This window comes from Vibrio gigantis, assembly GCF_024347515.1.
GTDB classification, from domain to species: Bacteria; Pseudomonadota; Gammaproteobacteria; order Enterobacterales; family Vibrionaceae; genus Vibrio; species Vibrio gigantis.
This window is the reverse complement of record NZ_AP025493.1, coordinates 466978-492944: the sequence shown is the minus strand read 5'-3', so window position 1 is coordinate 492944 and position 25967 is coordinate 466978. Positions and strand designations below refer to the sequence as shown.

The 25967-nt window shown below is 42.5% G+C and carries 21 protein-coding genes and 2 pseudogenes; 10 read left to right on the top strand and 13 right to left on the bottom strand.

Going from position 1 to position 25967, the window contains the following annotated elements:
* The first annotated feature begins 133 nt into the window (after positions 1-133).
* The 4 genes from OCV56_RS18290 to OCV56_RS18275 all read left to right on the top strand — a co-directional run bounded on the left by OCV56_RS18290 (position 134) and on the right by OCV56_RS18275 (position 8156).
* Entirely contained in the window at positions 134-2392 is a 2259-nt protein-coding gene (locus OCV56_RS18290; RefSeq protein WP_086714166.1) for a lipase, read from the top strand.
* Positions 2382-3575: an outer membrane protein transport protein gene (locus OCV56_RS18285; RefSeq protein ID WP_086714167.1), complete on the top strand. Its 1194-nt coding sequence runs from the start codon at positions 2382-2384 to the stop codon at positions 3573-3575. Before OCV56_RS18290 ends, OCV56_RS18285 begins: the two co-directional genes overlap by 11 nt.
* 194 nt (positions 3576-3769) lie before the next feature.
* Positions 3770-5092 (top strand): efflux RND transporter periplasmic adaptor subunit, encoded by a 1323-nt coding sequence (locus OCV56_RS18280; RefSeq protein ID WP_086714168.1) that lies wholly within the window; start codon positions 3770-3772, stop codon positions 5090-5092.
* On the top strand, positions 5079-8156 hold the full coding sequence (locus OCV56_RS18275; RefSeq protein WP_086714169.1) for an efflux RND transporter permease subunit: 3078 nt from the start codon (positions 5079-5081) through the stop codon (positions 8154-8156). Before OCV56_RS18280 ends, OCV56_RS18275 begins: the two co-directional genes overlap by 14 nt.
* Before the next feature lie 96 nt (positions 8157-8252).
* On the opposite strand, the gene OCV56_RS18270 is transcribed toward OCV56_RS18275, so the two are convergent.
* The 5 genes from OCV56_RS18270 to OCV56_RS18250 all read right to left on the bottom strand — a co-directional run bounded on the left by OCV56_RS18270 (position 8253) and on the right by OCV56_RS18250 (position 13676).
* Positions 8253-9005: a DUF481 domain-containing protein gene (locus tag OCV56_RS18270; protein ID WP_086714170.1), complete on the bottom strand. Its 753-nt coding sequence runs from the start codon at positions 9003-9005 to the stop codon at positions 8253-8255.
* A 191-nt stretch (positions 9006-9196) separates the two neighbouring features.
* Complete coding sequence (locus OCV56_RS18265; protein ID WP_086714171.1) at positions 9197-10093, bottom strand: hypothetical protein; 897 nt, start codon at positions 10091-10093, stop codon at positions 9197-9199.
* Positions 10094-10372: 279 nt separating this feature from the next.
* Positions 10373-10663 carry a putative quinol monooxygenase gene (locus tag OCV56_RS18260; RefSeq protein ID WP_086714172.1) on the bottom strand — a complete coding sequence of 97 codons (291 nt, stop codon included), beginning with the start codon at positions 10661-10663 and terminating at the stop codon, positions 10373-10375.
* Positions 10664-10866: 203 nt separating this feature from the next.
* Entirely contained in the window at positions 10867-12255 is a 1389-nt protein-coding gene (locus OCV56_RS18255) for an endonuclease/exonuclease/phosphatase family protein (protein WP_086714173.1), read from the bottom strand.
* A 278-nt stretch (positions 12256-12533) separates the two neighbouring features.
* Positions 12534-13676, bottom strand: a complete 1143-nt coding sequence (locus OCV56_RS18250; RefSeq protein WP_086714174.1) for an acyl-CoA desaturase — start codon at positions 13674-13676, stop codon at positions 12534-12536.
* A gap of 166 nt (positions 13677-13842) precedes the next feature.
* On the opposite strand from OCV56_RS18250, the gene OCV56_RS18245 reads away from it, so the two are divergent.
* Positions 13843-14388, top strand: a complete 546-nt coding sequence (locus OCV56_RS18245) for a GNAT family N-acetyltransferase (protein ID WP_086714175.1) — start codon at positions 13843-13845, stop codon at positions 14386-14388.
* A gap of 169 nt (positions 14389-14557) precedes the next feature.
* On the opposite strand, the gene OCV56_RS18240 is transcribed toward OCV56_RS18245, so the two are convergent.
* From OCV56_RS18240 to OCV56_RS18230, 3 genes are all read right to left on the bottom strand, one after another.
* Positions 14558-15583, bottom strand: a complete 1026-nt coding sequence (locus tag OCV56_RS18240; protein ID WP_086714204.1) for a GGDEF domain-containing protein — start codon at positions 15581-15583, stop codon at positions 14558-14560.
* Positions 15584-15837: 254 nt separating this feature from the next.
* Entirely contained in the window at positions 15838-16782 is a 945-nt protein-coding gene (gene ylqF / locus OCV56_RS18235) for a ribosome biogenesis GTPase YlqF (protein ID WP_086714176.1), read from the bottom strand.
* A gap of 895 nt (positions 16783-17677) precedes the next feature.
* Positions 17678-18676, bottom strand: coding sequence for a hypothetical protein (locus OCV56_RS18230; protein WP_133154074.1), 999 nt, complete (start codon positions 18674-18676; stop codon positions 17678-17680).
* A 393-nt stretch (positions 18677-19069) separates the two neighbouring features.
* Between OCV56_RS18230 and OCV56_RS18225 the strand changes: the two genes are divergently transcribed.
* On the top strand, positions 19070-19726 hold the full coding sequence (locus OCV56_RS18225; protein ID WP_086714178.1) for an inovirus Gp2 family protein: 657 nt from the start codon (positions 19070-19072) through the stop codon (positions 19724-19726).
* 37 nt (positions 19727-19763) lie between these two features.
* Here the strand turns inward: OCV56_RS18225 and OCV56_RS18220 are convergent, their stop codons facing one another.
* From OCV56_RS18220 to radC, 5 genes are all read right to left on the bottom strand, one after another.
* Positions 19764-20264, bottom strand: a complete 501-nt coding sequence (locus OCV56_RS18220; protein ID WP_086714179.1) for a lecithin retinol acyltransferase family protein — start codon at positions 20262-20264, stop codon at positions 19764-19766.
* A 101-nt stretch (positions 20265-20365) separates the two neighbouring features.
* Positions 20366-20926: a tyrosine-type recombinase/integrase gene (locus OCV56_RS18215; protein ID WP_086714180.1), complete on the bottom strand. Its 561-nt coding sequence runs from the start codon at positions 20924-20926 to the stop codon at positions 20366-20368.
* A 211-nt stretch (positions 20927-21137) separates the two neighbouring features.
* Positions 21138-21566 carry a DUF2787 family protein gene (locus tag OCV56_RS18210; protein WP_086714181.1) on the bottom strand — a complete coding sequence of 143 codons (429 nt, stop codon included), beginning with the start codon at positions 21564-21566 and terminating at the stop codon, positions 21138-21140.
* A gap of 26 nt (positions 21567-21592) precedes the next feature.
* Positions 21593-22018, bottom strand: a complete 426-nt coding sequence (locus tag OCV56_RS18205; protein ID WP_017102421.1) for a DUF2787 family protein — start codon at positions 22016-22018, stop codon at positions 21593-21595.
* Positions 22015-22491, bottom strand: coding sequence for a RadC family protein (gene radC / locus OCV56_RS18200; RefSeq protein WP_086714182.1), 477 nt, complete (start codon positions 22489-22491; stop codon positions 22015-22017). The genes OCV56_RS18205 and radC overlap by 4 nt, the downstream gene beginning before the upstream one ends.
* Before the next feature lie 219 nt (positions 22492-22710).
* Between radC and OCV56_RS18195 the strand changes: the two genes are divergently transcribed.
* From OCV56_RS18195 to OCV56_RS18175, 4 genes and pseudogenes are all read left to right on the top strand, one after another.
* On the top strand, positions 22711-23148 hold the full coding sequence (locus OCV56_RS18195) for an RNase H family protein (protein ID WP_086714183.1): 438 nt from the start codon (positions 22711-22713) through the stop codon (positions 23146-23148).
* A 209-nt stretch (positions 23149-23357) separates the two neighbouring features.
* Positions 23358-23534, top strand: coding sequence for an AlpA family transcriptional regulator (locus OCV56_RS18190; protein WP_016787630.1), 177 nt, complete (start codon positions 23358-23360; stop codon positions 23532-23534).
* 152 nt (positions 23535-23686) lie between these two features.
* Positions 23687-24284, top strand: a pseudogene (locus OCV56_RS26130) (DUF2913 family protein).
* 748 nt (positions 24285-25032) lie between these two features.
* A pseudogene (locus OCV56_RS18175) lies at positions 25033-25562 on the top strand (DUF1611 domain-containing protein); the annotation flags it as partial.
* Positions 25563-25967 lie beyond the last annotated feature (405 nt).

The window sequence follows — 25967 nt, the reverse complement described above, 5'->3', positions numbered from 1 at the left end:
GTGTGGGTTAACTGCTCAAATTTCTTACGTAGTTTTATCAACGTGTCATTCCAACTTGTGTTGCCTTGCTCTCTGCGAATCAAAGTCGAACTTACCTCCGACTCAATCGGCAACTCAAATAACGATAAATCGCATGACCACACTAGTTAAATGCGAAAGCTACGAAGGAGCTATTTTGAAAGATTCCAATAAGCCATATCTATGTGGACTAATTACGCTTGCCTTACTCGGCTGTCAGTCTGAAGACTCGACTCAAGATCCCGTTTCGGTATTGGTTCCCTACAACATTAATGAATTACCAAAACCGAACGATGGGTATGGGTATGACGACGATGGAACCATTACCGGAGTCGGTGAACATGCTGTGACCATGTCATCGAAGAATGACGCCTATTATCAGGACTACAACAATTCATACGCAGCCCTGGATGGATGGGGGCTTTGTGCAGAGCCGATTTTAATTCCTTTACAAAGTGTTAATTCTGACAAGCGTTATCCGCTCAATAACGAAACGTTGGCCGAGAACGTTGTATTAATTGATGGACTGACAGGTGAGGAGGTTGACACTCAAATATCCGCTGATGGTTCCAATATTAAAATTCAATGTGAATCAGGTTTAGTAGAGAATCGCACTTATTCGATTGTAGTCACTGATGGCGTAAAAACAGAATTCGAAGAGCCTTTAAAAGCAGACGTAAGCTTTGAAGAGTTGATTTATTCAGACGTTCCATTAAATAGCGAAAAAGAAGAAGTTCTTCAAGAGCAAGTCTTGAGCGCTATTGATTCATATTATGCGTTATATCCAGATAAGGGTATTCCTGTATACGCAGCTCAATTTAAAACTCAGAGTACGTATTCGTCACTAGATGTAATGAGGGATAACCACGTCAAGCTTAATACTAGATTCTTAGCTGGTTATGAAACGGTTCGAGAGTTTAATGGGGATTACAATCAGTATTCTAAGAAGTTAAGAATACCGTCGTATTTACCTTTTACTCAGGCTCGAGAATCCGAGTGCCTTGTTGATGAGTTTGATCCGAAAGAGAACTGCCCTCCTTTATATGAATGGATCACAAATAAAGATGGTGGTTTCCCAACCGCTGCAATGCCGGAACCAAAGGTCATAGAGTTTCTTGAAATAACGGCTGATATTTATTTGCCTAATTTCGAGAACGATCCAAGGCCGATAGAAACATCAACTGGATTCCCAACAGCAATATTTATCCATGGTGTTACGGCGGAACGCGGCACGGCCTCTTTGATGGCTGCTGAATATACAAAAAAAGGTTACGCCGTTGTTGCGATCGATATGCCATATCACGGGGAACGAATGCGGTATGACAACACTGACCCTGATGGGGATGGTGAAGAAACAGGAGTAGAAATCAGTGCCAGAGCAAACAAAGCGTTTTTCATCAATATCGACTCGCCATTGGCACTGCGCTCTAACCTTCAGCAATCCGTATCTGACTTTTTAGGCCTTCGCTACGCACTAAGCCAAGAAGATTGGGTGAAAAAAGATGACGTTCACTTAATTGGCCAATCGTTGGGCGGCATTATGTCGGTGATGGTCAGTGAATTCAGTCAAGCGTCTCGAAAACTAACGGCTAACTCAGACTTTGCTTTCAACACAGTAAATTTTGTAGTGCCGGGACAAGGGCTAACCAACTTGGTTCTGTCTTCTCAAACCTTAGGCCCTGAAATGTCTGAAGGCGTTAAGAAGTCTCCAGACGTTCAGAGAGGCATTGCTGAAACTGTCATACCAGATATTTGTACAGCAGAAGCGACGAATCAACAATGTATTGAATCACTTAGAGAGTTCGTAGCTCTTTCGTCTGATAACGCACAACTTGTTAGTCAGCTAGAGAATGACATCTTCGATTTAGTTGTTACAGACCTTAAACAAGGGGTTCAAGCAACAATTGATAGTGCCGACCCTGCCAGCTTCATCTCTCGTCAAGTTAAGGCTGAGCAACCGACTCTTTTGTTAGCTGCCGTCGGAGACTGTGGAGAAACCTGCGATGTAGGTGTTGATTATGTTCCCGATAGCGTTATTCCAAACAGCGATCCAAACAACATTCGTACAGGTACTGAGCCATTAATTACTGCGCTTGGCTTAGACCCAATAACGGGTACAAAGCGAGATCAGATTGAACTCGGTGGAGTCATAAGAACGACAACCGGTGGACACGGTACGTATTTGTTTCCTTACGAGGGACCGATGGACGAGAGTGGCTTACCGGGAACGCCGGGAGAAAATATGGCTGATGTGCGAGAAGCTGTCGAGACACAGCAAGTTGCTGTTGCTTCAATGGTAATGAGTGACGGCGCAGTCGTTGTCATCAATAACGAAGATCATATCGAAACAGAGGTGCCTCAAAATGAAGAATAAACTTTTATTGGGCACTGCAGCTGCTCTTGTCCCGTGCTTGACCAACGCGGCTGGATTCCAACTTAACGCGCAGTCTGCAACGGGTTTAGGTCGCGCGTTTGCTGGTGACGCTGTAATGGCCGACAGTGCCGCGATTGTTGCTAAAAACAGCGCTGCAATGGCATATATCGACCAACCTATGTTGTCTGTAGGTGCTGTTTATATTGATAGTGGTATCGATGTTTCTAATGTGAGTTATACGCCAATGATTGGCGATACTGAAATGTTAGATGACCAATCATTAGAGGCTGGGACATTAGTTCCGAACATTCATTACGTTCATCCCATCGAAGGTTCGAAGTTTACTCTGGGCGCGACGGTTCACTCCAATTTTGGTACCGACGTCGAATTTGATGACTCGTTCGAAGCGGATGAGTTTGGAGGTAAAACGGCGCTTTCCAGTATCAATGTTGGCTTCGCTGTGGCTTACGAATTGTCTGAAAAAATCAATTTGGGCGCAGGGCTTGATGTTATTTACGGTGAAGGTGAAATATACCGTAAAAACTTGTTAAACGTAGATGCAGACGGCTTCGGTTTGGGGGCAAATATTGGTGCTACCTACCAAGTCGATGATCATAACAAGTTTGGTATTACTTACCGCTACAGCCCAGATATCGAAGTGGAAGGTGACATTACCAAAGGAGGAGTCCCTGCCGATAAGATGAATGTACCTCTACCAGATACTCTAGAGTTTTCTGGATGGCACCAACTCAACGAACAGTGGGCTTTCCATTACAGCCTGCAGTGGGTGAACTGGTCTGAATTTGACTCGCTAACATCAGACTCTTATGAGGACTCTATCAAAGAGTATCAATGGAAAGATGCGGGACACATTTCTGTCGGTGGTACATACAGCATGTCAAAAGACATCGTTCTACGAGCGGGTTACATGTATGACATCTCCCCAACTGATGAACTCACATCACTCTCTATTCCTGATGTTAACCGTCATTGGTTTACTGTTGGGGGGACATATAACTTGACGCCTGCCAGTTCTGTGGACATTGGTGTCGGTTTTATCATCGGAGAATCACAAGATATTGACGAAAGCCTGACGACTATTCCTGGAACGAGTTCCAATATAACTGCTGATGTGACTGCCGATGCTCTTTTACTTGGTGTTCAGTACCAGCATCGTTTTTAACTTTTACTTTGGAGTTCAGAACGTAAAAATTTAGGAATCATATAAAAATTGCAGGGCTCGACAGTGAGTTGAGCCCTTTTCTCATTATTAGCTGTTTTAGCATTATTTAAATAGCTGGAAGCTCATTAAGTAAGAAATAGCTGCTTAGAAAAACGTTTTAATTCAGACGAATTCAACGGTTATGGTTATTAAAAATGAAATTTACAAAGCTTAGTAAAACAATCTGTTTGGCACTGTTTGCCTTACATATCTCTCCATCGTTTGCCCAAGACTCAAACTTGATTCCTGTGACTATCGAAAAAGCGCACCAACAAGCCTTCACTTCTTCAATCAACGAGGTTGGCAAAATCAGGGCAACGGATTCTGCTGCATTGACATTTAGTGCTTCCGACAAAATTCTCAACATCCATTTCAAAGATGGAGATTCAGTCAAAAAAGGCGAGCTGATCGCTCAACTGGATAATACTAAAGCGAAAGCCGATTTAGACAAAGCAAGAAGCTCTCTAGCGTTAGCCAAGTCGAAATTAAAACGGGTACAAGAATTACTAAAGAAACAGCCTGATTCTATGTCTCAGCAAGATGTGGAAGAGCTGGGAGAACAGGCGAATCTAGCAGCAGCTGATTTCCGTCAGAAAGAAGCTCTGATGAATGACTATTTGTTGGTTGCGCCATTTGATGGGCAGCTAACAAATTTTACTCACTCAGTGGGTAGTAAGATTGATAGCTCTACTGCGTTAGTGAGTTTGATTAAACTCGATCCTGTCGAAGTTCAGTATTCAATTGGACAGTCTGACTTGGGTAACGCAAAACTAGGGCAGAATGTTTCCATACAAGTTGATGCATTTGTCGATGAAGCGTTTTCTGGTGTGGTGGATTACATTGCGCCAGCGGTGGACGAAAGCTCAGGCCGTGTAGAAGTACACGCGCACGTGACTAACCCAGAACATCGCTTGGTTCCGGGTATGTTTGCCAAAGTAAGTCAGATGACGAGCGAAGACTCAACGCAGATGGTGGTTTCTCAAAATTCCGTTCAAGCAAAAGATGCCGAGCGTTTTGTTTGGGTAGTGAATGGTGAACAAATCGAGCAACGCATTGTGGAATTAGGCGTAAATACTAACGATGGTTACGTTGTTGTAGAAAAGGGCTTAAAACTGGGTGATAACGTCGTTGTGACGGGGCAACAGAATCTCAAGAAAGCGTCGCTGGTTAAGGTAATGAACCCAAATGCTGAACAAAAAACGGTTGAGCTAATCACGGAGCCGACAGACAAAGAGAACACTCAGCAGGCTGCGGAGCCTCAAGTAGAAAAGACTGTAACACAGGTGGATGAACCACATCCGATTGAGCCTTCGGTTGATTGGACTGAAGCATCGGAAGGTGTAGACGAAGCGATCACTGAAAACAGCAAGCAAGCAGAAACAAACGCAACTGTTGAGGAATCTGCGAGTGAAGCTCAAATCAAGGAAACATTAAGCAAGGAAGCCGTAACGAAGGAGAATTTGAATGAAGCTTCCTGAGATCTGTATTAAGCATCCTGTGTTTGCGTCTGTTCTGAGCATCACCATTGTTTTGTTGGGGCTTTTGTCGTTTCAAAAGCTCTCTATCCAATACTTTCCTGAACATAAAACACCGTCAGCAACGGTAACTGCTGCGATCAATGGCGCCAGTGCAGAGTTCATGTCGCGTAATGTAGCAGATAAGCTAATTACTGCCGCAACTGGCCTCGACAGTGTGAAAACCATGACGACGGACTGTCAGGAAGGAACGTGTAATCTAAAAATTATCTTTGAAGATGACATTGATGACGTCGAATATACCAGCTTGATGAACAACCTGCGCAGCAGTGTCGAAGCGATTGGTGATTTCCCGCCGAGCATGACGGATAAGCCAACGGTAACGGATGATTCTTCTGATACCAGTATGCCGAGTAACATCATCACGTTTGTGAATACGGGCAAGATGTCTAAGCAAGACATGTACGATTACATTAGCCAACAAGTCGTGCCGCAGTTTAAGCATATTCAAGGTGTCGGTGGTATTTGGGGACCATACGGCGGCAGTGAAAAAGCGGTGCGTGTTTGGCTGCAGCCGGATCGCATGATGGCGCTCAATATGAGTGCATCAGATGTGGTTGCAACATTGAGCTCATACAACGCGACATTTACCGCGGGTACTATCAAAGGGCAGGTTAGAGACTTCTCAATCAACCCAGTAAACCAAGTCACCAGTGTTGATGACGTGCGAGACTTGGTGGTTCGTGTTGATAACGGCAAGATCATTCGTATAGGTGATATCGCTGAAGTCAAAATGGGTGAAGAGAGCCTTACGCCGAGTATTCTTCGTGTAGATGACAACCTAGCGATGTCGATTCAGGTATTGCCACTGAAAAGTGAAAACCCAGTAACCGTCGCCAATAAAGTTAAGAAACAGATTGATGTGATTCAGCCTCAGTTGCCAGAAGGCATTGAGATGAAGATGGTTTATAACCAAGCTGATTTCATTAAAACGGCAATTGATGAAGGCTTTATGACTTTAGTTGAGGCGATTGTTCTGGTTTCAGCGGTTGTGGTTCTGTTCCTTGGCTCTTTTCGAGTCGCTTCTATCCCGATCATCACCATCCCGGTGTGTGTGATAGGTGTATTTGCAGTCATGCATTTACTGGGTTTTAGCATCAACGTACTGACCATCCTGGCGATCATTCTTGCAATTGGTTTGGTGGTTGATGATGCGATTGTCGTGGCTGAAAACTGCTACCGTCATATCGAAGAGGGCGAAACGCCATTTAACGCAGCAATTAAAGGGTGTCGAGAGATCGTCTTTCCAGTGATTGCGATGACGTTGACTCTGGCGGTTGTTTACTTGCCAATAGGCTTGATGGCTGGTTTAACCGCTGACCTATTTAGGCAGTTCGCGTTCACACTTGCGGCAGCGGTGATTATCTCTGGATTTGTGGCGTTAACGCTCTCACCAATGATGAGTGCTTATTTAATGAAGCCAGTATCAACCCCGGCGAAGTGGTATCAGAAGGTTGATGCAAAACTGAATGTGTTATCGGACTTATACACTAATGAACTGGGTAAATGGTTTGATCGTAAGGCTCTGATGAGTGGTATTGCTTTAGTGCTGATTGCTTTATCTGCCTTAGCGGTTTGGAAAATGCCTCAAGTGTTGCTTCCAACGGAAGATACTGGCTTTGTAGAGGTGACTTCAACACCACCAACAGGGGTTGGTCGTCAGTACCATTTAGATAACAACGAGCAACTTAACAGTGTATTCAAAGGTAATAATTCAGTAGAAGCGAATTTGTCGTATATCGAAGGTACACCGACCAATCACGTTTTGTTGAAACCATGGGGCAAACGTGACCAGTCAGCCGATGAATTGGTGAATGAATTTATCGCTAAAGCACAAAGCTCGGTCTCTGCTTACGGAATGTCTTTCAAGGTTCGCTCAGCAGATAACTTAAACATTGCTAGCAACATGATCCTTGAACTGACTACGGTTAACCGTGATACCACGGTGCTGTCTGAAACCGCAAGTGAGGTCGTCAATGCGCTTGAGGATTACGAGGGTGTGACCAACATTAAGAACTCAATGTTGCGCGACCAATTACGTTATGACTTGTCGATTGACCGCAATGCGATTGTATTGTCTGGTGTTGATTACGGTAATGTAACCAATGCGTTATCAACGTTCCTTGGTTCTGTCAAAGCGGCAGATTTGCAAGCGGACGACGGTTATACCTACCCAATTCAAGTGCAAGTGAACCGAAGTGACCTTGGTGATTTCAAGGTGCTCGATAAGCTGTATGTGGATTCACAGTCGGGTCAAAGGCTTCCTTTGTCTCAGTTTGTATCGATCAAACAAGTGACATCGGAATCTAACTTCAAGACGTTCATGGGTAAAGACAGCGCTGAAATTACCGCAGACTTGATGCCCGGATATACCGCGAGCGACGTGAAAGCCTACATTGATGATACAGTACCAAGCCTTTTGAAACCTGCTCAGAGCTACGAGTTCAATGGCATTGTAAAAGACCTCGTTGATTCAACAGCCGGTGCCCAGGTGTTGTTCGTATTGGCGTTGATTTTCATCTTCCTGATTTTGGCGGCGCAGTTTGAAAGCTTTGTCGACCCAATGATCATCTTGCTGACGGTTCCATTGTGTATTGTTGGCGCGATTTTGACGCTTTCAGTATTTGGCCAAAGCCTGAATATCTATTCGAAGATAGGATTGCTGACGCTGGTTGGCCTAGTGACTAAACACGGTATTTTGCTGGTTGAGTTTGCCAACGAGAAACGCAAATCTGGCGCAAGTGCGAAAGAAGCGGCGATAAGAAGTGCGCGTTCAAGATTACGTCCAATTTTGATGACGTCACTGACGATGATCCTCGGTTCATTGCCATTGGCTTTGGCGGATGGTCCCGGTTCATTAGGCCGAATCAATATTGGTTTGGTGTTAGTCGGAGGTTTGACTGCCGGAACCTTCTTCTCACTGTTTTTAGTCCCTGTCGCGTACGTTGGCATGGCGAATTTAAAGCAAATGGATGTGCTCACTCGGTTAAGAACCAAAACAGTGTAGCGAGATGTTTAGATTTAGCGAGATACTTCAAGGCCCTCATAGTGAGGGCCTTTTGCTATTGTGGACTAGATTAAGTGTAGAAAGCAGTGAGGGCGGTTAGAAATCGTAGTTTAGATTCATTGAACTGTAGATTTCGGCGTTACTTTGGTCAGATGCAACAGTGGTGTTGTAGATATATTCGGTATCAAAGGTTAGCGCCAAATTACCCATGAGAATGTTCTTTAGATAGCCCTTGAGGTTGTAGTTAGTGTTTTCCTCACCGTAAGCCATGTTTGCTGTAGCACCCATGGAAAACGTCTCTGTCAGCGTTAGTGAGCCATCAACACTGGCATTGACGATCAGTTCATAGTTCTCTTTGTTCGGAAATTCTTCATCGGAGGATTGGCGTTGACTGATTCGGTAACCAGGACCAGCCGAGCCTTGGAGTTTGACTCTTTCAGTATCATAAAAGTGGCGACCCAATCCTGTAGCCGTTATGAATTGCTTACGATAGGATCCATAGTGGTCGTGTTCAAAACGAGTTGTCGCGACCAAATAGGTGACTTCGTTTAAGTCATAGCTGATGCCATAGTTGGTGGTATAGCGATTGGTGCCGTCTTCATCATTTTCAGCATCGGTATAGTAGGTATCGAGCTGGACACGTTGCCCCCAGTTCTCTTTTTTGTATCCAATAGAGATTCCAGAGTTGATTGATAAAGATGAGCTGGTGTTTTGAGAGTAGATAAACCCGAGCTTGGTCAGGATTGTAAAAGGAGATTCTTCAGCTTCTTCGTTTAACTCAGAACCTTCACTTAATACGACTTCGTCCTCGAGTAACACTTCTTCAACCTCTTCTGCGAATACGGGCATAGAGAAAGCGATTAAAACTAAAGGCAGTTTTGCTAGGGTTCGTGTGGATGAAATTGTATTGGCTAATGGGTGCGATGTTCGTGAGATAGCGTGTGTCGACATAATGGCTTGATATATAAAGTGATTGAACACGACGAACGCGAGGTTAGTCGTGAAGAGTCTTTAATGATTGAATCGAATATGAGGCTAAACTAAGACGCCATAGGCAAAGGCGAAAAGATCGTTTTGATCGCTGAGAACCCGTTATCTCGATGAGGATTGAAATCCTCAATGTGTACGAAGAATTCAAGAATCTCAGAGGGTTTATCGTCTTCGACCAATAAGAACTCGAGTAGCCCTTGTTCTACATGGCATGAAACAATGGTCTCGCTCGTTTGGTTTGCTGAAATCTGTTCAACATTGATCACGACGTTTGTCTCGGGTAATACATTGAAAGCATCTTGAGCACACTTGAGAATACAGCTGCATACATACTCTCGATATAAGGCATTACTTTCTGAGACAGACATCTTTTCAAGCTTCACTTCGCCTTGGCACAGTGCCTTTTTTTCTTTTGGGATAACGTTGTGCTTATTAACCTGAATATTGATTTCTAACAGGTGGCCGTTTTTATAGGTATTAAAGTTATGGTTTATCAGCTTAGTGTCGACCACTGCGGCGTTGATAGGGTTCTGTTGAGCTTCAGAAAGGGCAGATAGTTTTGCTTCGCTATCGTTATTCAAAACGCCTTTCGATAATTGATTACCTTTTGCCCAGTAGCTGTAGTTCTGCACCCAATGTACAAATTCAGTTTTGTATTGTTCGATGTCTTGTTCAGCGGCACGCTCAATATTGTTGGTGAGTGTGTACAACTTTGATTTGTTGCCCAGCAGCATATCTAACCAATTAGGCTTGTATTCATCGAGCGCTTGCATAGCTTTGACTTTATGATCAAATCGAACCGTTGGCATTACAGGTGCCGGTTCCATGGCAATCGACTCCCAATTCACTTTCGGTGTAGGAATGGTATGCACGGATTGGATCAAGTGTAGGTGCTGATTGAATAAGCTCACTTCACTTACAGCATTCTCAAGTTGTTTGGTATTCATCTACATTCCTGTTGACGGTTGCTCTTGTCATTTGGCGTTCATTTTATGGCCAAAGCCCGAGAACGTTATTTAAATGAATGTGAATGATCTTTCGTGAGGTTACTTGATATTGGTTTAGGAATATTTGGTTGTGGAGAAGTTTGGTTCTGTTTAAGGGAGGGGAATAAGGGAGTACAGAGATCGGGCGCAGAATGAGCTCGGAAAGCATCGCAGGTAAGAAAAAACGAAACCCTGCGTTAAGAACAGGGTTTGTCATTTAATCAGTACCGAATTGATTGGTTACACAATGTGCGTCATTTTGTTAAGCACAAAGGTTTCAATACAACCTTCAGTTGCAGCCATGTATTCAGCGATGTGTTGGCTCGCTAGGTGTTTATCTAGGTGCGCTTCAGACTCCCAGTTCTCATGAAAAACGAAGTAAGCCGGATTATCGTTATCTTGATGCAGATCGTAGTTAATGCAACCCTCTTCAATACGGGTCTTGTCGAGCAATTTAATCATCTCAGTTTTTACTAGCTCAACTTTATCTACTTTGGCGACGACCGTCGCAATAATGGTTAGTTTGCTCATTCTCAATTCCTAAGTTCTAAATTCGATAAGATTCAGTAATATAAAATAAATTGAGATTGAAAAAAGAGTTCAGTAATCCAATCACTATGGTTCTTGGTGTCCACAATTCATATTTGACAGCACAAAGCTGGTGGTAATGGGTTACACTCATTAAAAAAGCCCTCATAGCGATATGAGGGCTTTTTAGGTCTCAATTGAACGGGTTATTTACTGAAGTCAGCTTTGATCCAAACCATACGGTGATCTGAAGAAACATCCTTTCCGTTACCATAATCACCAATTCGTGAGTCGTTGAATAGCTTGCGTCCTTCTTCGTAAGAAGCTGACCAATAAACACCAGATTCAACAATGTTTAATGAAGCTGACGGCAGTGCGTAATCTACCGCAAGTCCAAACGTCGAAGTGATGCGGTTTGGTTGTGGGTGAGACAATGATTTATCTACCGCATGTTCAGCTGCGCCATAACTAGTAGGGTATAGACTGCCGTTGGTAACTTCTTGGTTAACTAATGAGTCGTTATGCAAATCTTGCATGACAGAGCTAATGCCGTCTCCATCAACAGGGTCTAGGTTTTGGTCACCCATCATGACAAAGTGTTTACCTTGTTCCAGACCGCCCGTTTTTCCAAAATCATCATAGATGAACGATTTGTTTTGGATATATTGGTGCCAGAAGTCGACTTCTGCTGCGTTTTGCTCGATGTTCTTACCCACATCAAAAGCTGGAGGAGTAGGGTGTGACATAAGCAAGTGAACGGTTTCTGTGCCATCTTTAGTTGGAATTAGGATTGGCGCATCAACGTGGTTTTTTGATGATAAACGAACTTCTTCCCATTCAGCCGCTGTGTACCACTCGTCACCACAGTCCATACCGACAGGGAACTTACTAGGATCATCACAGACTGTGATTGTTGGGATGGTTGCACCTTCAAGATCTTTCCATTTAAATTCTTGGAATGTACGAGTGTTTGCCGTGTCGATTTCGTATTTGGAAATCAAAGCAAACGCGTATTGACCATGGTAGAAACCGAATCCCCAAGCATCTCCAGGCAATGTTCCAGAAGTACCGTCATTGTCTAAATCAAAACCAAATTCGTTCAGCAAGCCTGTATTGGTCGAGTAGCTTTCAAAATATGGGTATGAGATTGGCTCTAGGCTTGCGTCGCCACCTGCACCTTCAATACTTTGAGAGACAGAAAGGTAGTTTTTCTGGAAGCCTTCTAGCGCTGATTTATCGGTGCCAGTGCCATCATTGTTAAACTCAGCCATCATCAGCACGTCAGGACGATTCTTTTGAATCACGGCTGCGACGTTGCGGATCTGAATAACTTTCGCTGCTGTTTCTTTGTCAGCAGCACTAATTGTGTTATCCAGATAATCGGACACCAATGTTGCTTGAGCGCTAGGCTCGATTTGCATTTCAGTTACGAGATCTTGAAAGGTTGCGCGGTCAAATGACAAGTTATAGGTAGCGATCTTAACTTCAGTAGAAGAAGGGACGATAGGATAGTAGTTATTTGTTGTTTCGTCACCGCATCCGAATAAAAGGGTAGTAGAGATTGCTAGCGCTAGTGATGTTTTTAACATTTTCATAAAATGGGTCCGCTAATTGCTGAAAGAAATTTGGGACGCGTATGTTATGAGAAGAATGCTGTTCTGTAAGTGATGCTTGTCACAACCTTTAGGCTTAATTAGCATTGCGTTGCATTAAAAGTGTGACATTTGGGACTAGTGTCTGTAATTACAATAGTTACCTAAATCTCATGTATTTAATTAGCTCTAAGAATTAAAAAAGCCCTCATAGTAATATGAAGGCTTTCGTCTAAGAATTAAACAGCATTGTTATTAGGGTGTTACGCGTATTGTTTACCTTAAGCGTATTGCTCTACCGTCATCGCCCAATTTTTCTTTTGTTGCTCGAAATTCATTTTGATTTGTTGGTAGCGAACTTTAAGAACAGAGTGTTCGTACTTCTTTACAACGTCTTCGCGCTTACTTTCGAGTAGCTGTTTTTTCACTTCGTAGTATTCGTTCATGTTTGATACGAGAGCGTCGAACTCTTGCTGAAGCTTGTCTGCGATTTGTTGCTTGTCGGCGCGGTGCATGATTTTTTGCTGCGTGCGTTTTAGTAGCATTGACGCTTCGGCTTTCTCAATACGAGCTTGAGGAGTCTTCTTAAGCTTACTCGCCAGTCCCATCAATGAAGCCCCCTTGATCAACCACTTTGTTGGATCATATTGCCACCAGTAGATGCCGTTACGGTAGTCGTTCTCAAAGATGTGGTGGAAGTTATGATAGCCTTCGCCAAAAGTGAGTACTGCTAACACACCGTTATCGCGCGCTGTGTTTTTGTCAGTAAAAGGTTGGCTACCCCAAATGTGAGCAAGAGAGTTGATGAAGAATGTCGTGTGGTGGTTAAGTACCAAACGAACAGCGCCTACGATTAACAACATGCCAAGCACATCACCGTAAATCACGCCTAGTGCAATAGGAACACCGAAGTTCATAATCAACGCCAGAAGAACGTAGTGCTTGTGCTGCCACATAACAATCTTGTCTTTTTTAAGATCACGGCAGTTTTCGTAGTTTTCATACATTGAGGTGCTGTAATTACGAATCATCCAGCCAATGTGCGAGTACCAAAACCCACGTTTTGCAGAGTATGGGTCTTTGTCGTTGTTATCGACGTGCTTGTGGTGAACACGGTGATCAGAAGACCAGTGTAGCGCGCTGTTTTGCAGGGCAAATGCACCGCCTAATGCAAATAGGAATCTCAGGCTTGAGTGCGCTTCAAACGCTTTATGTGACCATAAGCGGTGATAACCTGTCGTGATTGAAAGGTTACAGAACGTAAAGCAGATCGCTAGCCATATCCAATGCTCCATACCATAGCCAAAAAAGTAGCCATAAACGGGAGCTGCAACAACAGCAAGCAGCATACTAAAAGAGAATACAAAAATATTGAGCCAGATTAATGGCGGCTTTTTTATAGATTGTTTGTCAGCACTATTCATTAGCAAATTTCCATTGAGCTTACATCTGTGCGCTAGAATATCAGCGTACACGTGTAAGTCAATATTGAAAGTGTAAACGTGTATTAGTATGTTTTGCTTAAATATTGTATAAAGGTAGTGTGAAATGTAGTAGCAAGTCATAAATGGAAGTACTAAGGGCTAATAAATGGAAATTAAGGTAGCTGAATATAAAGATTATGAGCGGATTGCCCAATTACACGCGGATAGCTGGAAGCTATATTACCGTGGCATTCTTGCTGATGATTACTTAGAAAATGATGTTTTGGAGGACAGATCTGTTATTTGGCAGACTCGTTTGATTAATCCTCCTTTCAACCAACATGTGCTATTGCTTGAAGAAGGCGGTTTACTGGTTGGTTTCGTCTGCGCGTTTGGTAATCACAACTTTGAGCGTGGTACGTTTATTGATGCGTTACACGTAGACAATAATTATCGTGGCCGAGGCGTAGGCAAGCGTCTATTGTCTGAACTATCGAAATGGTTACAGCAATACTATTCGGATTCAGGGCTTTACCTAGAGGTGATGTCTGAGAACCATCAAGCCATTGCATTCTATGAAGCGATTGGTGGTAAAGAAGAGCTAGAACAAGTTTGGAACGCGCCGTGTGGCAGCCAAGTGAACGAAAAAGTCATCTCTTGGGGCTCTCCGGTTGAACTTGAACAGAAAACCGCAAGCGTTGTGTATTCTTAGTCGATTCTTATTGAATACTGGTTTTTTTGCTGAGTAGAAGCTGATTAACGAAGCTATTTTAAAGCCGAAGAACAAAGACAAAAGCCCCGAGCATTAAATTGCTCGGGGCTTTTTTGATTGGATCAGAGGTCTTTTTATGAATTGCTACGGAGCGTCAAGTACCGAGCGATTAATCACACCATGTGATTTTATTCCTACCGCCTTTCTTCGAAATGTAGAGCGCTTGATCGGCGTCGTCGATAAGTTGCTCGACAGAACCAAGGGCCTGAGGTGCATGTTTAACACCGATTGAAATCGTTACTTCTAACCTAAGGAGGGAAGGAGACTCTAAAAGGGAATTAACTAGCGATTCAATTGAAGCCTCGGTTTCTCCTTGGACCATCACCAAAAACTCTTCACCGCCGTATCGAAAGCAGTTACTGCTGGCCGGTAGCCTTTTTTTAATTTCATCGGCCAATTCTTTGATCACCATGTCACCCATTTGATGGCCGTAGGTGTCGTTAATCGATTTGAAATGATCGATATCTATCATGATCGATGTAATGGATAGTTGACGGTTTATGCTCGGTTCTATCACCTGATGAAGATAAAGGCGGTTATAACAGCCCGTTAGCGCGTCTTGATAGGAAAGAGCCTCAAACATATTGGATTGTTTGCGAAGCTGAATTGCTTGTTTGCGGAGTTGCTCGGATTGCGCGAAACGTTTGTGTACTTCGAGATCCCGCCTGATACAGGCAGCTGAGATCAGGATGTAAGCCGAAATATAAACGGAAATTGTTTCTATTTCATGCTTTGGTTCTGCTTCATAAAGCAGTGGCGCAAGGCCGATGAGATAAGCTAGAAAGATAAATGACAGTGTAGAGATACTGTATTTAGCCGACAGTCTTGAAAAGGTTCCAATGTAGATCATTACGAGAATGATGCCACCTTGGTAATCGAAATTGTTCAGATCAATAGCAAGCCGACCTACATAGACTAAGAAAAGCGAGCTAATTACAAGGAAGGTACTTTCTACTAGTTCTAAAACGTTGGGTTTGCTTGTAATGCAGTATCTGGCGACAGCCATCATCAATAGAAAAAGTATGACTCTGAAAATGATAGGTGTAAGACACTCACTACCAAAGTGGATGTAGTCGGTGATGATGAAAGCGCAGAATATTGAGATCGGGATGTAGATGAAATTTATGTACGGCAAATAAATTTCATTATCGAAATAGGTTTTAAATCTTTGATTCTTGAACCCAGAATAAGAGCGCATTGAGAAATTAGCCGAGATTGATACACAATAATTTGCGTAGTATGTCACAGTCTTTGGGATTGTAAACGACCATTTCTATAGATTTGTCAGTATGTTAGCTAGATCAACAAACCGTATCAGGCAATATTCATGTTCTATGGGGAATAGAACATGAATATTTTAGAGGCTGGTGTAAAAGTGATTAAGAGAGATTAACGTTTGTTCTTCAAGTAACGCTTACGACGCTCCTCTTTCTTCTTAATCTGTTGTTCGGCTTTCAGAGCAGCAGCTTCTTCAACTTCGATCAGCTCTTGTGTGATCATTTCTGGCAACTCAAGCGTTACCTTACCTAAAGTGCCGTTACGCAATTCGTGAAGTAGAATCTCCGAACATTTGTGAATGTCTATATGACCACCGGCACGAAGTGCACCACGTTTACGACCAATTGCTTCCATCAATTCGATGTCAGACTCTGGTAGCTCTTCAATTTGGTAGCGTTCTTGTAAAAGGTTAGGGTACTGCTTTGCTAGGTACTCTACGGTGTAGAATGCCACTTCATCGTATTCCATTGCTGTATCTTTTACAGCACCAGTCGCAGCCAAGCGGAAGCCACTGTGTGGGTTTTCCACCTTAGGCCAAAGGATACCTGGAGTATCTGAAAGGATCACGCCATTTTGCAGATTGATGCGTTGTTGGCGACGAGTTACCGCAGGTTGGTTACCAGTAACCGCAATCGTGCGTCCTGCTAAACAGTTGATGATGGTTGATTTACCCACGTTCGGGATGCCCATGATCATTGTGCGAATGTTCTTACCCATCTGTTCACGGTGCGGTGCTAGCTTACGTACTAGCTCCATAACGTGGTTAACTTCTTCTTTAACGCTAGTAGTAATCGCAATCGCTTTAACACCTTGCTCTTTCTCGAAGTGCTCAATCCAACGTTGAGTTAGTTCAGGATCCGCAAGGTCGCGCTTGTTCAACACTTTTACACAAGGCTTATCGCCGCGCAGTGAAGAGATCATTGGGTTTTCACTACTGAACGGGATACGAGCGTCCAGTACTTCGATGATCACATCAACCTGTGGGATAACTTCTTCGATTTCTTTGCGGGCTTTATGCATGTGACCCGGAAACCATTGGATTTTACTTGCAACCATATGAAAAATATACCTTTTGTTTTTATGGTAAATCTGATGGGGTATCAGGTGGGGTACCAAAAGAAAAAATCAGATAGTGGGGGGACTAGAAGTATTTTTACGACCACCTTAAGCCCCATCAACATTGTTGTGATCATTTTAACACTTTAACTGTTTGGACGAAAATCATAGTCAATTTAATAAATTTCACTTAGGTAGGTGGAAGCTGTCTGCGAAATACATCATTCTACTTGAACGGGTTCAGCTCATCAGATTGTTGGTTGGGCGTAACTGGAGTCCAGACTAAATTTTAGGAGTTTTAACGGGTGTAGGAATACCCAGGAGGCATGTGCTGATTTATTGATATATAGCTGAAGAGAAGGCTAATAAAGATAAGCTCTGCCGACACTTTAGGCAAGGACATAAAGAGTATCGCAAAGGTAAAAGGATTAAAGTTGTAGCTATTATGAGGGTACTGTAAATTAGATAAAGGCGTCGCAGAGAGACAACCTTGAATATACTGATGCCTTACAAAAGGCATGAAGGCACGGTTTACAGCCGACAATGATCGTTATTTTAAGAATCTCGAAGCGATTGGCAAAACATTAGATGCTTAATTGCAGGCCGAAGAAGTGTCTCGAGTTTTTGGCAATGAGCCTTCATGTTCAGAGAAATATGCGTGGTTACTTAAATGGTGAAGTTTCGCTTTTGGACTTGAATTCGGTTTTTTAACGTATAACTATGGGCACCAGATGGACGAAAATAAAGAAAAGCCCTATAAATAGGGCCTTATTGAAGGTTGTGAATTGAGGCTGAAAGCAGTTAGTATTCTGATTTTCAGTGTTGACTTTTTTGTTATTTAAAAAAGGTTTGATTTTTTGTTAACGAGAGTGTCGCATTGCAACCACAACTTGTGCTATTTCAGTTGCTCAAAGCGCATATCAATGAGATTTTTTATGATTTCATTGATGCTACTGTCTTCTTGTTCGACCAACCACATCAATCGCTTTTTCGTCCTGTCTGTCATCGATACGCTATAGGGCCTCTTACCATTACATTTATCTCGAAACTTTTTTTGACTCCATGCGCGCTTCATTTTACCAATCAAGAGTGATTTACGATCTGGCTTATCGTGAAGCATATCGAAAATCGCAACAATAGCGGCTCTTTTGTCTTGTTCGCTTGAAACGCTCCAGACTTTTGACTGAAGTCTGTAACCTGTATCTTTTATATACTTCCATGACCAATTGCTTTGAGCTGTTTGGTTTTCTTCAAGCCAGGCTGACATTCTCGTATCTTCCAGAATGGACTCCCAAGTGTTTAGCAGTGTTTGAATAACTTTACGCTGCTGTGATAGTTCTAGTTCGGAACTCCGAAAGCTATCAATGATATTGCTTTTCCTTGCAGTGAAATTATTACTCATTGGCTTAAAAGCGTCATGTGATAATCCATCAAAGTTTCTGCCAATATCAAGATCGAGGCCAAAGTCATGTAGTTTTATTTTGTTGGAGTTACCTCTTCTAAGCTGATCTCGAAACTTAATTCTGTCAAATATCTTGCTTTGTTCCCTCAGATAACACCATACCCAGTTACAGAAACGTTCATCTGAGTTATGGAGCCATAAAAAATCCTCACCAGATAGTTGACAGTTTTGAAAATCAGTCTTCATTTTCTTAATGTGATTACTGTTAATTTTCCCATTTTTTTCTAGGTAGGATAATTCCTGTCTAAGAGCATTCAAACATTCTTGAACGCTACTGAAACCTTCCACCGATTGAAAAGTATCCTGATTAAGGGCTTGATTAAGGTAGTTGATATAGAAGCTGCATTCGCGGAAGGAATAAGCATTAAATGGTTCTTTAGGTACGTGAAAAGCCATAGTTGATATGCCTCTGTCGTTAAGTTCAGTATCCAATATATATCATTAATTATAATTACTGTGTAGTAATTTTAGTGATATATATGTGATTTTTTGGTGGTTATTATGTGGTTTTAGTGTGAGTTATTAGTGAGGTTATTCTGCATTTTATTGTGGCAATTCATTGGTATTGTTGCTCTGAACGGTGAGCGGAACTAGGCTAGATGTACATAACTTCTGAGTGGATTACAGGACACCCGTATTACGTGCAGCATTGTCCTATAAGGTTTGTGACCAAGTAGCTGAAGAGCAGAAGTGTCGGTATGACTATTATCTGATAGTAAGGTGGGTAACTATAAGCGTTACACCTACCCTAAGTAGGTGATAGAGATAAGGTAAAAAATAAGATGAGTGGGGATACCTGTAGATAAACAACACAGGAACTAACTCATGAAAGAATCAACTTACCATGGACTAACTATTCAAGGTTCGCAGGAAGAAAATAACATGCTCTATCTCGATAGATTGCTTACTACAATGAACAGTGCGCTTGAAGAATACACGCGAGTGTACGCTATTCGAATTGATCTCAGATTGCCAGTCGATGATAGTTTCTTTGATTGTCTTAGCCGAGATGAAATTGTTAGTTATAACCTTAGACGAACAAACTTGATGAAACGCTTTACAGAGTCTTTAAGCGCCAGAATTGAAGCTCAGGCGCGAAAGATACGTGGAGAGCGAAAAAGAGTACATTCCTGTAATGTCAGGTATGCTTGGGTAAGAGAGCGTGATACATCATGTAACGATCATTACCATTTAGTTCTGTTTCTCAATAAAGAGCGCTTTTGCAAGGCAGGTGACTACTCAGGGCAAGATAGCTTAGCCGCTTTAGTGATAAAATCCTGGGCGAGTGCGCTTGGCTGTGCAGCCGAAGATGTTTGTCGTTTGGTCTACTTCCCGAGAAATCATGGTTATCACCTGGATTCAAACCACAAAGATTTTTCTTATTGGTACAGTAAGCTGTTTTATCGAATTAGCTATCTAGCAAAGAAGAGAACTAAGCGCTATGGCGAGGGGCATCGTTGCTTTGGCTGTAGCACTAGGTAACCTCGACTAAGAGATTAAAAAAGGGGAGAGAATCCCCTTATCCTTTGTGACGACCCCTCAAGTCCCACACGCGCCATTGACTCGCTTGAATGTGCAAAAGAGCGTCACGTTTAAGCTGAGTCAAGGTGAAGGTATTTGAGAAGATGTCACCACTTAGGCAGTGGCTACAGAACTGATGGCAGTTTTCATTTAACAGGGAATAGTCTGTTTGTACATCAAGCATAGCGCCTGCTATTTGAACAGTAGACTCATTGCCAACGGCTCTACCTTGGGCGTTGCAACTGACGTAAATTGAAAGGGCTGTGGTATCTGCTAGAAACTGACGAATTGATGCAGCTTCGATAAGGCCTTTGCCATTACGATGGATGATACGTCCATTTCCCATGTACACACCTGAATGCTCAGCATATCCAAATGCGAGATCGCAATACACAATGCTCCCCCTTACTGGACCGTCGGTTTTCCAGAATAAATTTTGGATTAAACTTTTCGATAAGCTGCCTACAACAAAGCTCCCTATTGCGTGATATGGATTCATGTTATTCACTCTCCAATGTGATGATAACGAAACTCAAAAGGGCTCTGAGCTTAATGTTTATAAGGGATTAGCGGCCCCGCCCCTTCACTAAATGACCTGGTTTAAAGTTCAAGAGAAACAAAGTCTTGATCGACTTCATCTTGAGTGATTCCGATATAGCGAAGCGTCACGCCCTCAGAAGTATGGCGAAGCATTTTCATGACACGGCCTATATCTTTTGTGGATTGGTAAAGAAAGTAGCCTCGGGTCTTTCTCATCGAGTGAGTACCTAAAGCGATATTCAGCTCTTGGCCTACTTGCTGAAATGCCATTGACACAGCGCGTCGCGAGATTGGCTGGGGTGGTTTGTTTTTCAGCTGTTGGCATCGGTGGGATTGAAACAAGTAAACGTGGTCGGGATGTTGCTCTCTCAATCTAGCAATGTACTGCTGCGCTTTGGTATTGAGTTGAATGTTGGCCAGCTTTCCGGTTTTACTCTCTCGAATAATGAGTCGGTCCTGATGAATGTCTTCAAATCGAATCGACAACAAATCAGAAATCCGCAGTGCTAAGTTTAATCCGATATGCCACACATCGGCCATTTGTGGATGATAACGAATACTCAATAGATGACCAACCATACGTATCGTATCATCGTCTTTGATTGCTTGGACCTCAGCCATAGTCTGCTTCCTTTTTTGTCTGTAGTCAGGTGTTTTGGGAAGCACAGAGCCGATGATATTAAAGAACCCTTATACTGCAAGGGATGGAAGCTTCCCGTTTTAACAATATGGGAAGCAGCCTCGTTTTGGCTCTGTGCTGGTGGTTGTGCTGAATGTTTGTGATATGAAGTGGAGCGGGACGGTTAGTGGATAGGGTTGCTACGAGTGATGATTAACTGTACTCAACCTGAACTTGGTCGTAGGCGTTCATGTCTACATAAGCTAGAAAGTTACACTCCCACATCTCATATAGCTCGGTTGTTTCTTGCAGGTACATACCAAGCCATCCGCTGAAACGAGCGAAAGCGACGTTGTTAGCAAAATCAAAAGCTAAGTCAGGAACGAGCTCTGGTGTACTGGCTCTCACATAAACAAGGTCAGTGATTTCAATAAGCGCGATATGGCTATCTTTGACATCCACTGTAATAGATACAGGGTGAAAGCCGCCGTCTTTCGGGTGGTAATTGGTATCTTGAAAACAGATGGTCATTTTTCCTCGGTAATTAACATCATCAATAGAGCGTTTGATTAGGTCTTTCAGTTGATGTGAAGGCTTAGCTCGCTTGCACGCGAACATAGCCAGATTGGCTGCTTGATTCATAGGAACCTCTTTGAAATAAGTTAGGATTAACGAACGGATGTGATGTTGATTGAGATAGCAGGTTGCGTGATGAGAGTGTGAGTGATGGCTTTAAGCCAGCTAGCAAGTAAGGTTTGAACTTCTGGCCGTTGTAAGTTGCACTGCTTAATCTCTGGGTGGTAGAACCAACACCCTGCGAAGTTGAAATACAGCGATAACTCTTTTTGTGGCTTACCAGTAACCATCACATCAAAGGTGGCAATAAAGCGAAGTTGCCAAGGTGTTTTGCTTGATGTTCGCTCTAATTGAATTTCGATTGGTTGAAAGCGACTATTTATATCTTTAGAGCGTATGTTTAACGCTACCCGCTCGACTGTATTCGGGATGACGTTTTCAGACATAAGTGCTTCAAGAAAACAATGCATGGGACTAACGAGTTCATCATTTACCCCTGAAATAACAAACTTATTCATACCCACCCCTTTTCTGCAAATGACACACAATCCTCACCCACAACGATGTGGTCCAACACTCGGATATCCACCAGCTTGAGAGCATCTACTAAACGCTGTGTAATGCGTCTATCTGCTTGAGAGGGCTCAGAAATACCTGAAGGATGGTTATGAGCAAAAACGACGGCAGCAGCGTTATGGTTTAGTGCTGCTTTGAGTACCTCGCGTGGGTAAATAGAGGCAGCATCGATAGTGCCAAAGAACAACTCTTCAAAACTGATCAATTGATGTTGATTATCAAGAAACATCACGGCGAACACTTCGCGGTCATGAGCCCCTAACTTGAGCTTTAAATATTCCTTAACATTAGTTGGGTTAGTGAACGTGCCTTCTCGCTTGTATTTCGCAGCCAGTGCTTCGGCTGCACGCTCTAGCAGTTCATTTAACTCTGAAGTTTTGAATGGGTAATCGTGTTGGTTGTTGGCGTTACGCATAAGAGCTCCTTGGATTATCTGTTTGGTTATGCGTACTGATGAAATATATCTGAGAGCGTTTTGAATCAGGGTGTGAAGGAGAGTATTTCCAGAGACAGGTAAAAAATAACTCTCTTGCCGTTGTTATGTAGCAATCGCAATAGAGCGACGAATGAACAATCAACACAATCAGCTGGTGCAAAGGATGTATCGGCTTTTTAGTCTCTGGAGAGTATAAAAATGAAAAAAGAAATTTATGTAGAAGCAGCCATCGTAGAGAAGCGAAGAGGACGACTCTCTGCTGGGGTAGGGCAGGTTGTATTCGATGACTATGAAAGAATAGCGGGTGAAGACTGGTTGTTCCTTGATAGCATCGTAGACCGTAATTACGCAGAGTTATCAGCACTTGCTTTTGGGCTAGAGCGTGCTTGTGATGGCGATGTTATTTATTCAAGCAGTGACTATTGCGTTGATGGCTTTAATGAGTGGCTTGATGGTTGGAAACGTCGAAATTGGCGTAAAGCAAATAAAAAGCCGATAGCTCATCAAGACCTTTGGGAGCTAGTGGATAAACGAAGTGTAGATAAACAAGTTGAGGTGAGGAAAGCAGCTGCTTGCTCCGCAGGAAGAGATGCCGCTTATAGATACGCTCTTGCAGCTGCGAATCGTCAATTGTAATGATAAGGAATCACTTGCTGGCATAGCCAGCAGGTGATTCTTGTTTGTGTGGTCATCGAATGTTAATGCTTTTGGAAGTGCTTGATGATTGAAATCTAGTTGGTTCACTTGATCTGCAAAACTCGGTAAGTAAATAGTTGGAGATAAAAACGGTATTTTTCTACGTGTCAGTCAATCCCATGGGAACACACAGCATAGGAGGATGTCCCATGAGATTTCTAAAACTAAAAGAAGTAATGCAAAAGACCGCTCTGAGCCGTTCAGCGATTTACCGAAAAATGAATGAAGATCAATTTCCTCAGTCTATCAGTCTGGGGGGTAGGGCAGTAGCTTGGGTTGAAAGTGAAGTTGATGCGTGGATGGAGGAGTGTCTAGCTTTAAGGTAATTCAATGCCGCTTTGTTTTTAAGGTAGCCGTCACACTCTATCAGTCTTTTGTCATTCTTCAACCAGTCCCTAAAGTCTATGATAATCAAGGCAAACCAGTAACGGAACAAGTGTCCCATCAGCCCTTGAACTTGACGTGAATCGCCTTACCAATGCCTGAATGTTCATATCATCAACTACTGAAAGTTACTTTCGAAAATACCCTTCTCCACCTTTACTTTAAAGTGGAGGCTTCTCGTGGTTTTGTCAAAGAAGAGCAACGAAATAAGATCATCATTAACTTCTTAAAGCCAAAGGTTAAACAAGCTAGGTATAGTGCGATTAAAAAGAGATTGAAAACGGTTTGCTTAATGAAAAATAAGTTTGGTTCAATCGAAAAAGTATCTCGCCAGTATAGTCACCCAGTATGCGAAACCAGAGATTCAAGACGATGTGGGTAAACTTTACACTTTATTAAACCATTTGGAAAAGGCGGGGTTAGACACCAAACTCATTGAAGCCCCCCCGAACAGGGAAGTGGATGTTGTGTACATTGATCAAGCGCATATTGAATATTGTTTTGATGATGACAATCGTCAAGTCGCCCCTATCTCACTATTCATACGTACTCATAAATTGGATAAGTTCACAACCTGTTTGGCCGAGCAGCTTTACTTTAGATTCGAACAATATCAAGTTAGTAAGTACCTGAGCAACTACCACTATCGGTTGCATCCTATGACCGAAAAAAACCACCTACAAGGAACATAGGTGGTGAACAAATAGGTAAAAGTTCTTAAGTCGGAACAGTGTGTTGCATTTTCGTACAAACAATTAGCTTATACTCCATTATCGTATGCATCACAACAGTTAATGATTAATAATTGTTGGTTTTTTGAAGGAAAATCTCAGCTTATTGAGTTGTTTTTTTACCTTGCACTCTCAAAGTTAGGTTTACCTGTTCTATCAAACAAAGTGGTTTGACATTCGGGGTAGCCTGAACATGACCAAAAGGGTAAGCCGTCTGCAATCAGGTTTTTTTTTCATTTCAGTGAAAAATCCAATGTGAGTCGCGAGCCCTTTATTTATAAGGGCTGAATGTTTAGGTCTGTTTCTTGGCAATCGTCAATGTTGCTTGGTAATTAAGGTCCGACAGAATCGCTTGGTGATCACAAACAACGCTTCATACGACTTCAGAACGCACGGACAAAAACGCGTTAGACCCAAAACTCTAATTCACTTAACTGATATTAGAAAAAACACCTTGAAACCTTAAAGCTGAGAGGTTGATACGGCGACGTTGAACAATGAGTATTAGCTATCTAATCAATCACGTTAGTATGGGTGAAGCCTGAAAGTGATAGACTTAGAAAGTGTATGAATAACAATCAACAAAAGTCTGATGAGTGTGTTACCTTGGTCTCTATCCCTACCGCTTAGTAGGGACTTCTTTTCCTTTCCGAACTCGCATCTCGGCACTCCTTAGTCGCCCTCCTAAGCCATACTGCAGGCTTTAATTATGTCCATCTCAACCGAAAAGTTAAGAAATATATTCAAACTCTCTAGAATTGAAAATGTAGATACTAACAACGTACCCTATATAGCTCCTTGGTTACCACTTGCTCAGAAAGTAAATCCGGTCATCCCTTCTGCAATTATATATTGCGAAGGTAATTTTGGTAAAATTGATGGTAAAACCGCTAATGGGTTAGTGAGGCATTCGTTAAGCTATCGTATTCTATCGGTTATTGATAGTGAGTCTGCTGGCTTAGATGCTGGTGAAGTTCTTGATAACAAAGCCAATGGAATACCGATCCTTGCCAATGCTGAAGAGCTATCATTCACGCGGAAAGCATTCCCGATTACTTCATCTTTGGCATTGCGCCATCAAGTGGTTTTTTATCTGACTTAGATAAAAGCATCATTTTAAATGCCATGTCATTAGGAATGAACATCGTAAATGGCTTACATGAATTTCTAACCGACGATCCTCTGTTTTTAGAAGCCAGCTTAAAAAATAACGTTCGAATATTCGATACTCGCAAACCCTGAGAACGAGTAAGTTACTTGCTCTAAGTTTGCTATCAATAGCTAATTTCACTTGTCCATTGCACTACCATTTCTAAACATTGACTTCCACCCTACCGGATACTACATTACGCAAAGTGTTTTTATAGATGACTCTCTACCATGATTTATATCCTGTTCAAGAACTTCGTGAGAAGGCTGAGCTCCGTGCAAATACACGATGAAGTGTTGCTCGGAGCCTGAAACCAAAACTTCATCAGATGTTGTAATGCGTTAACAGCGCAGGGTAGTTGACATCTGAAAGTAATGGTTAGAGAGGTAGGCCAGTAATGCTTTATTATCGGCCTTTTTTGTGTCTGAAAATCAGAGACATCAACATCATACAGATTCCAGGGGCCGGTACTTGTTACCGGCCCCTTTTTTATG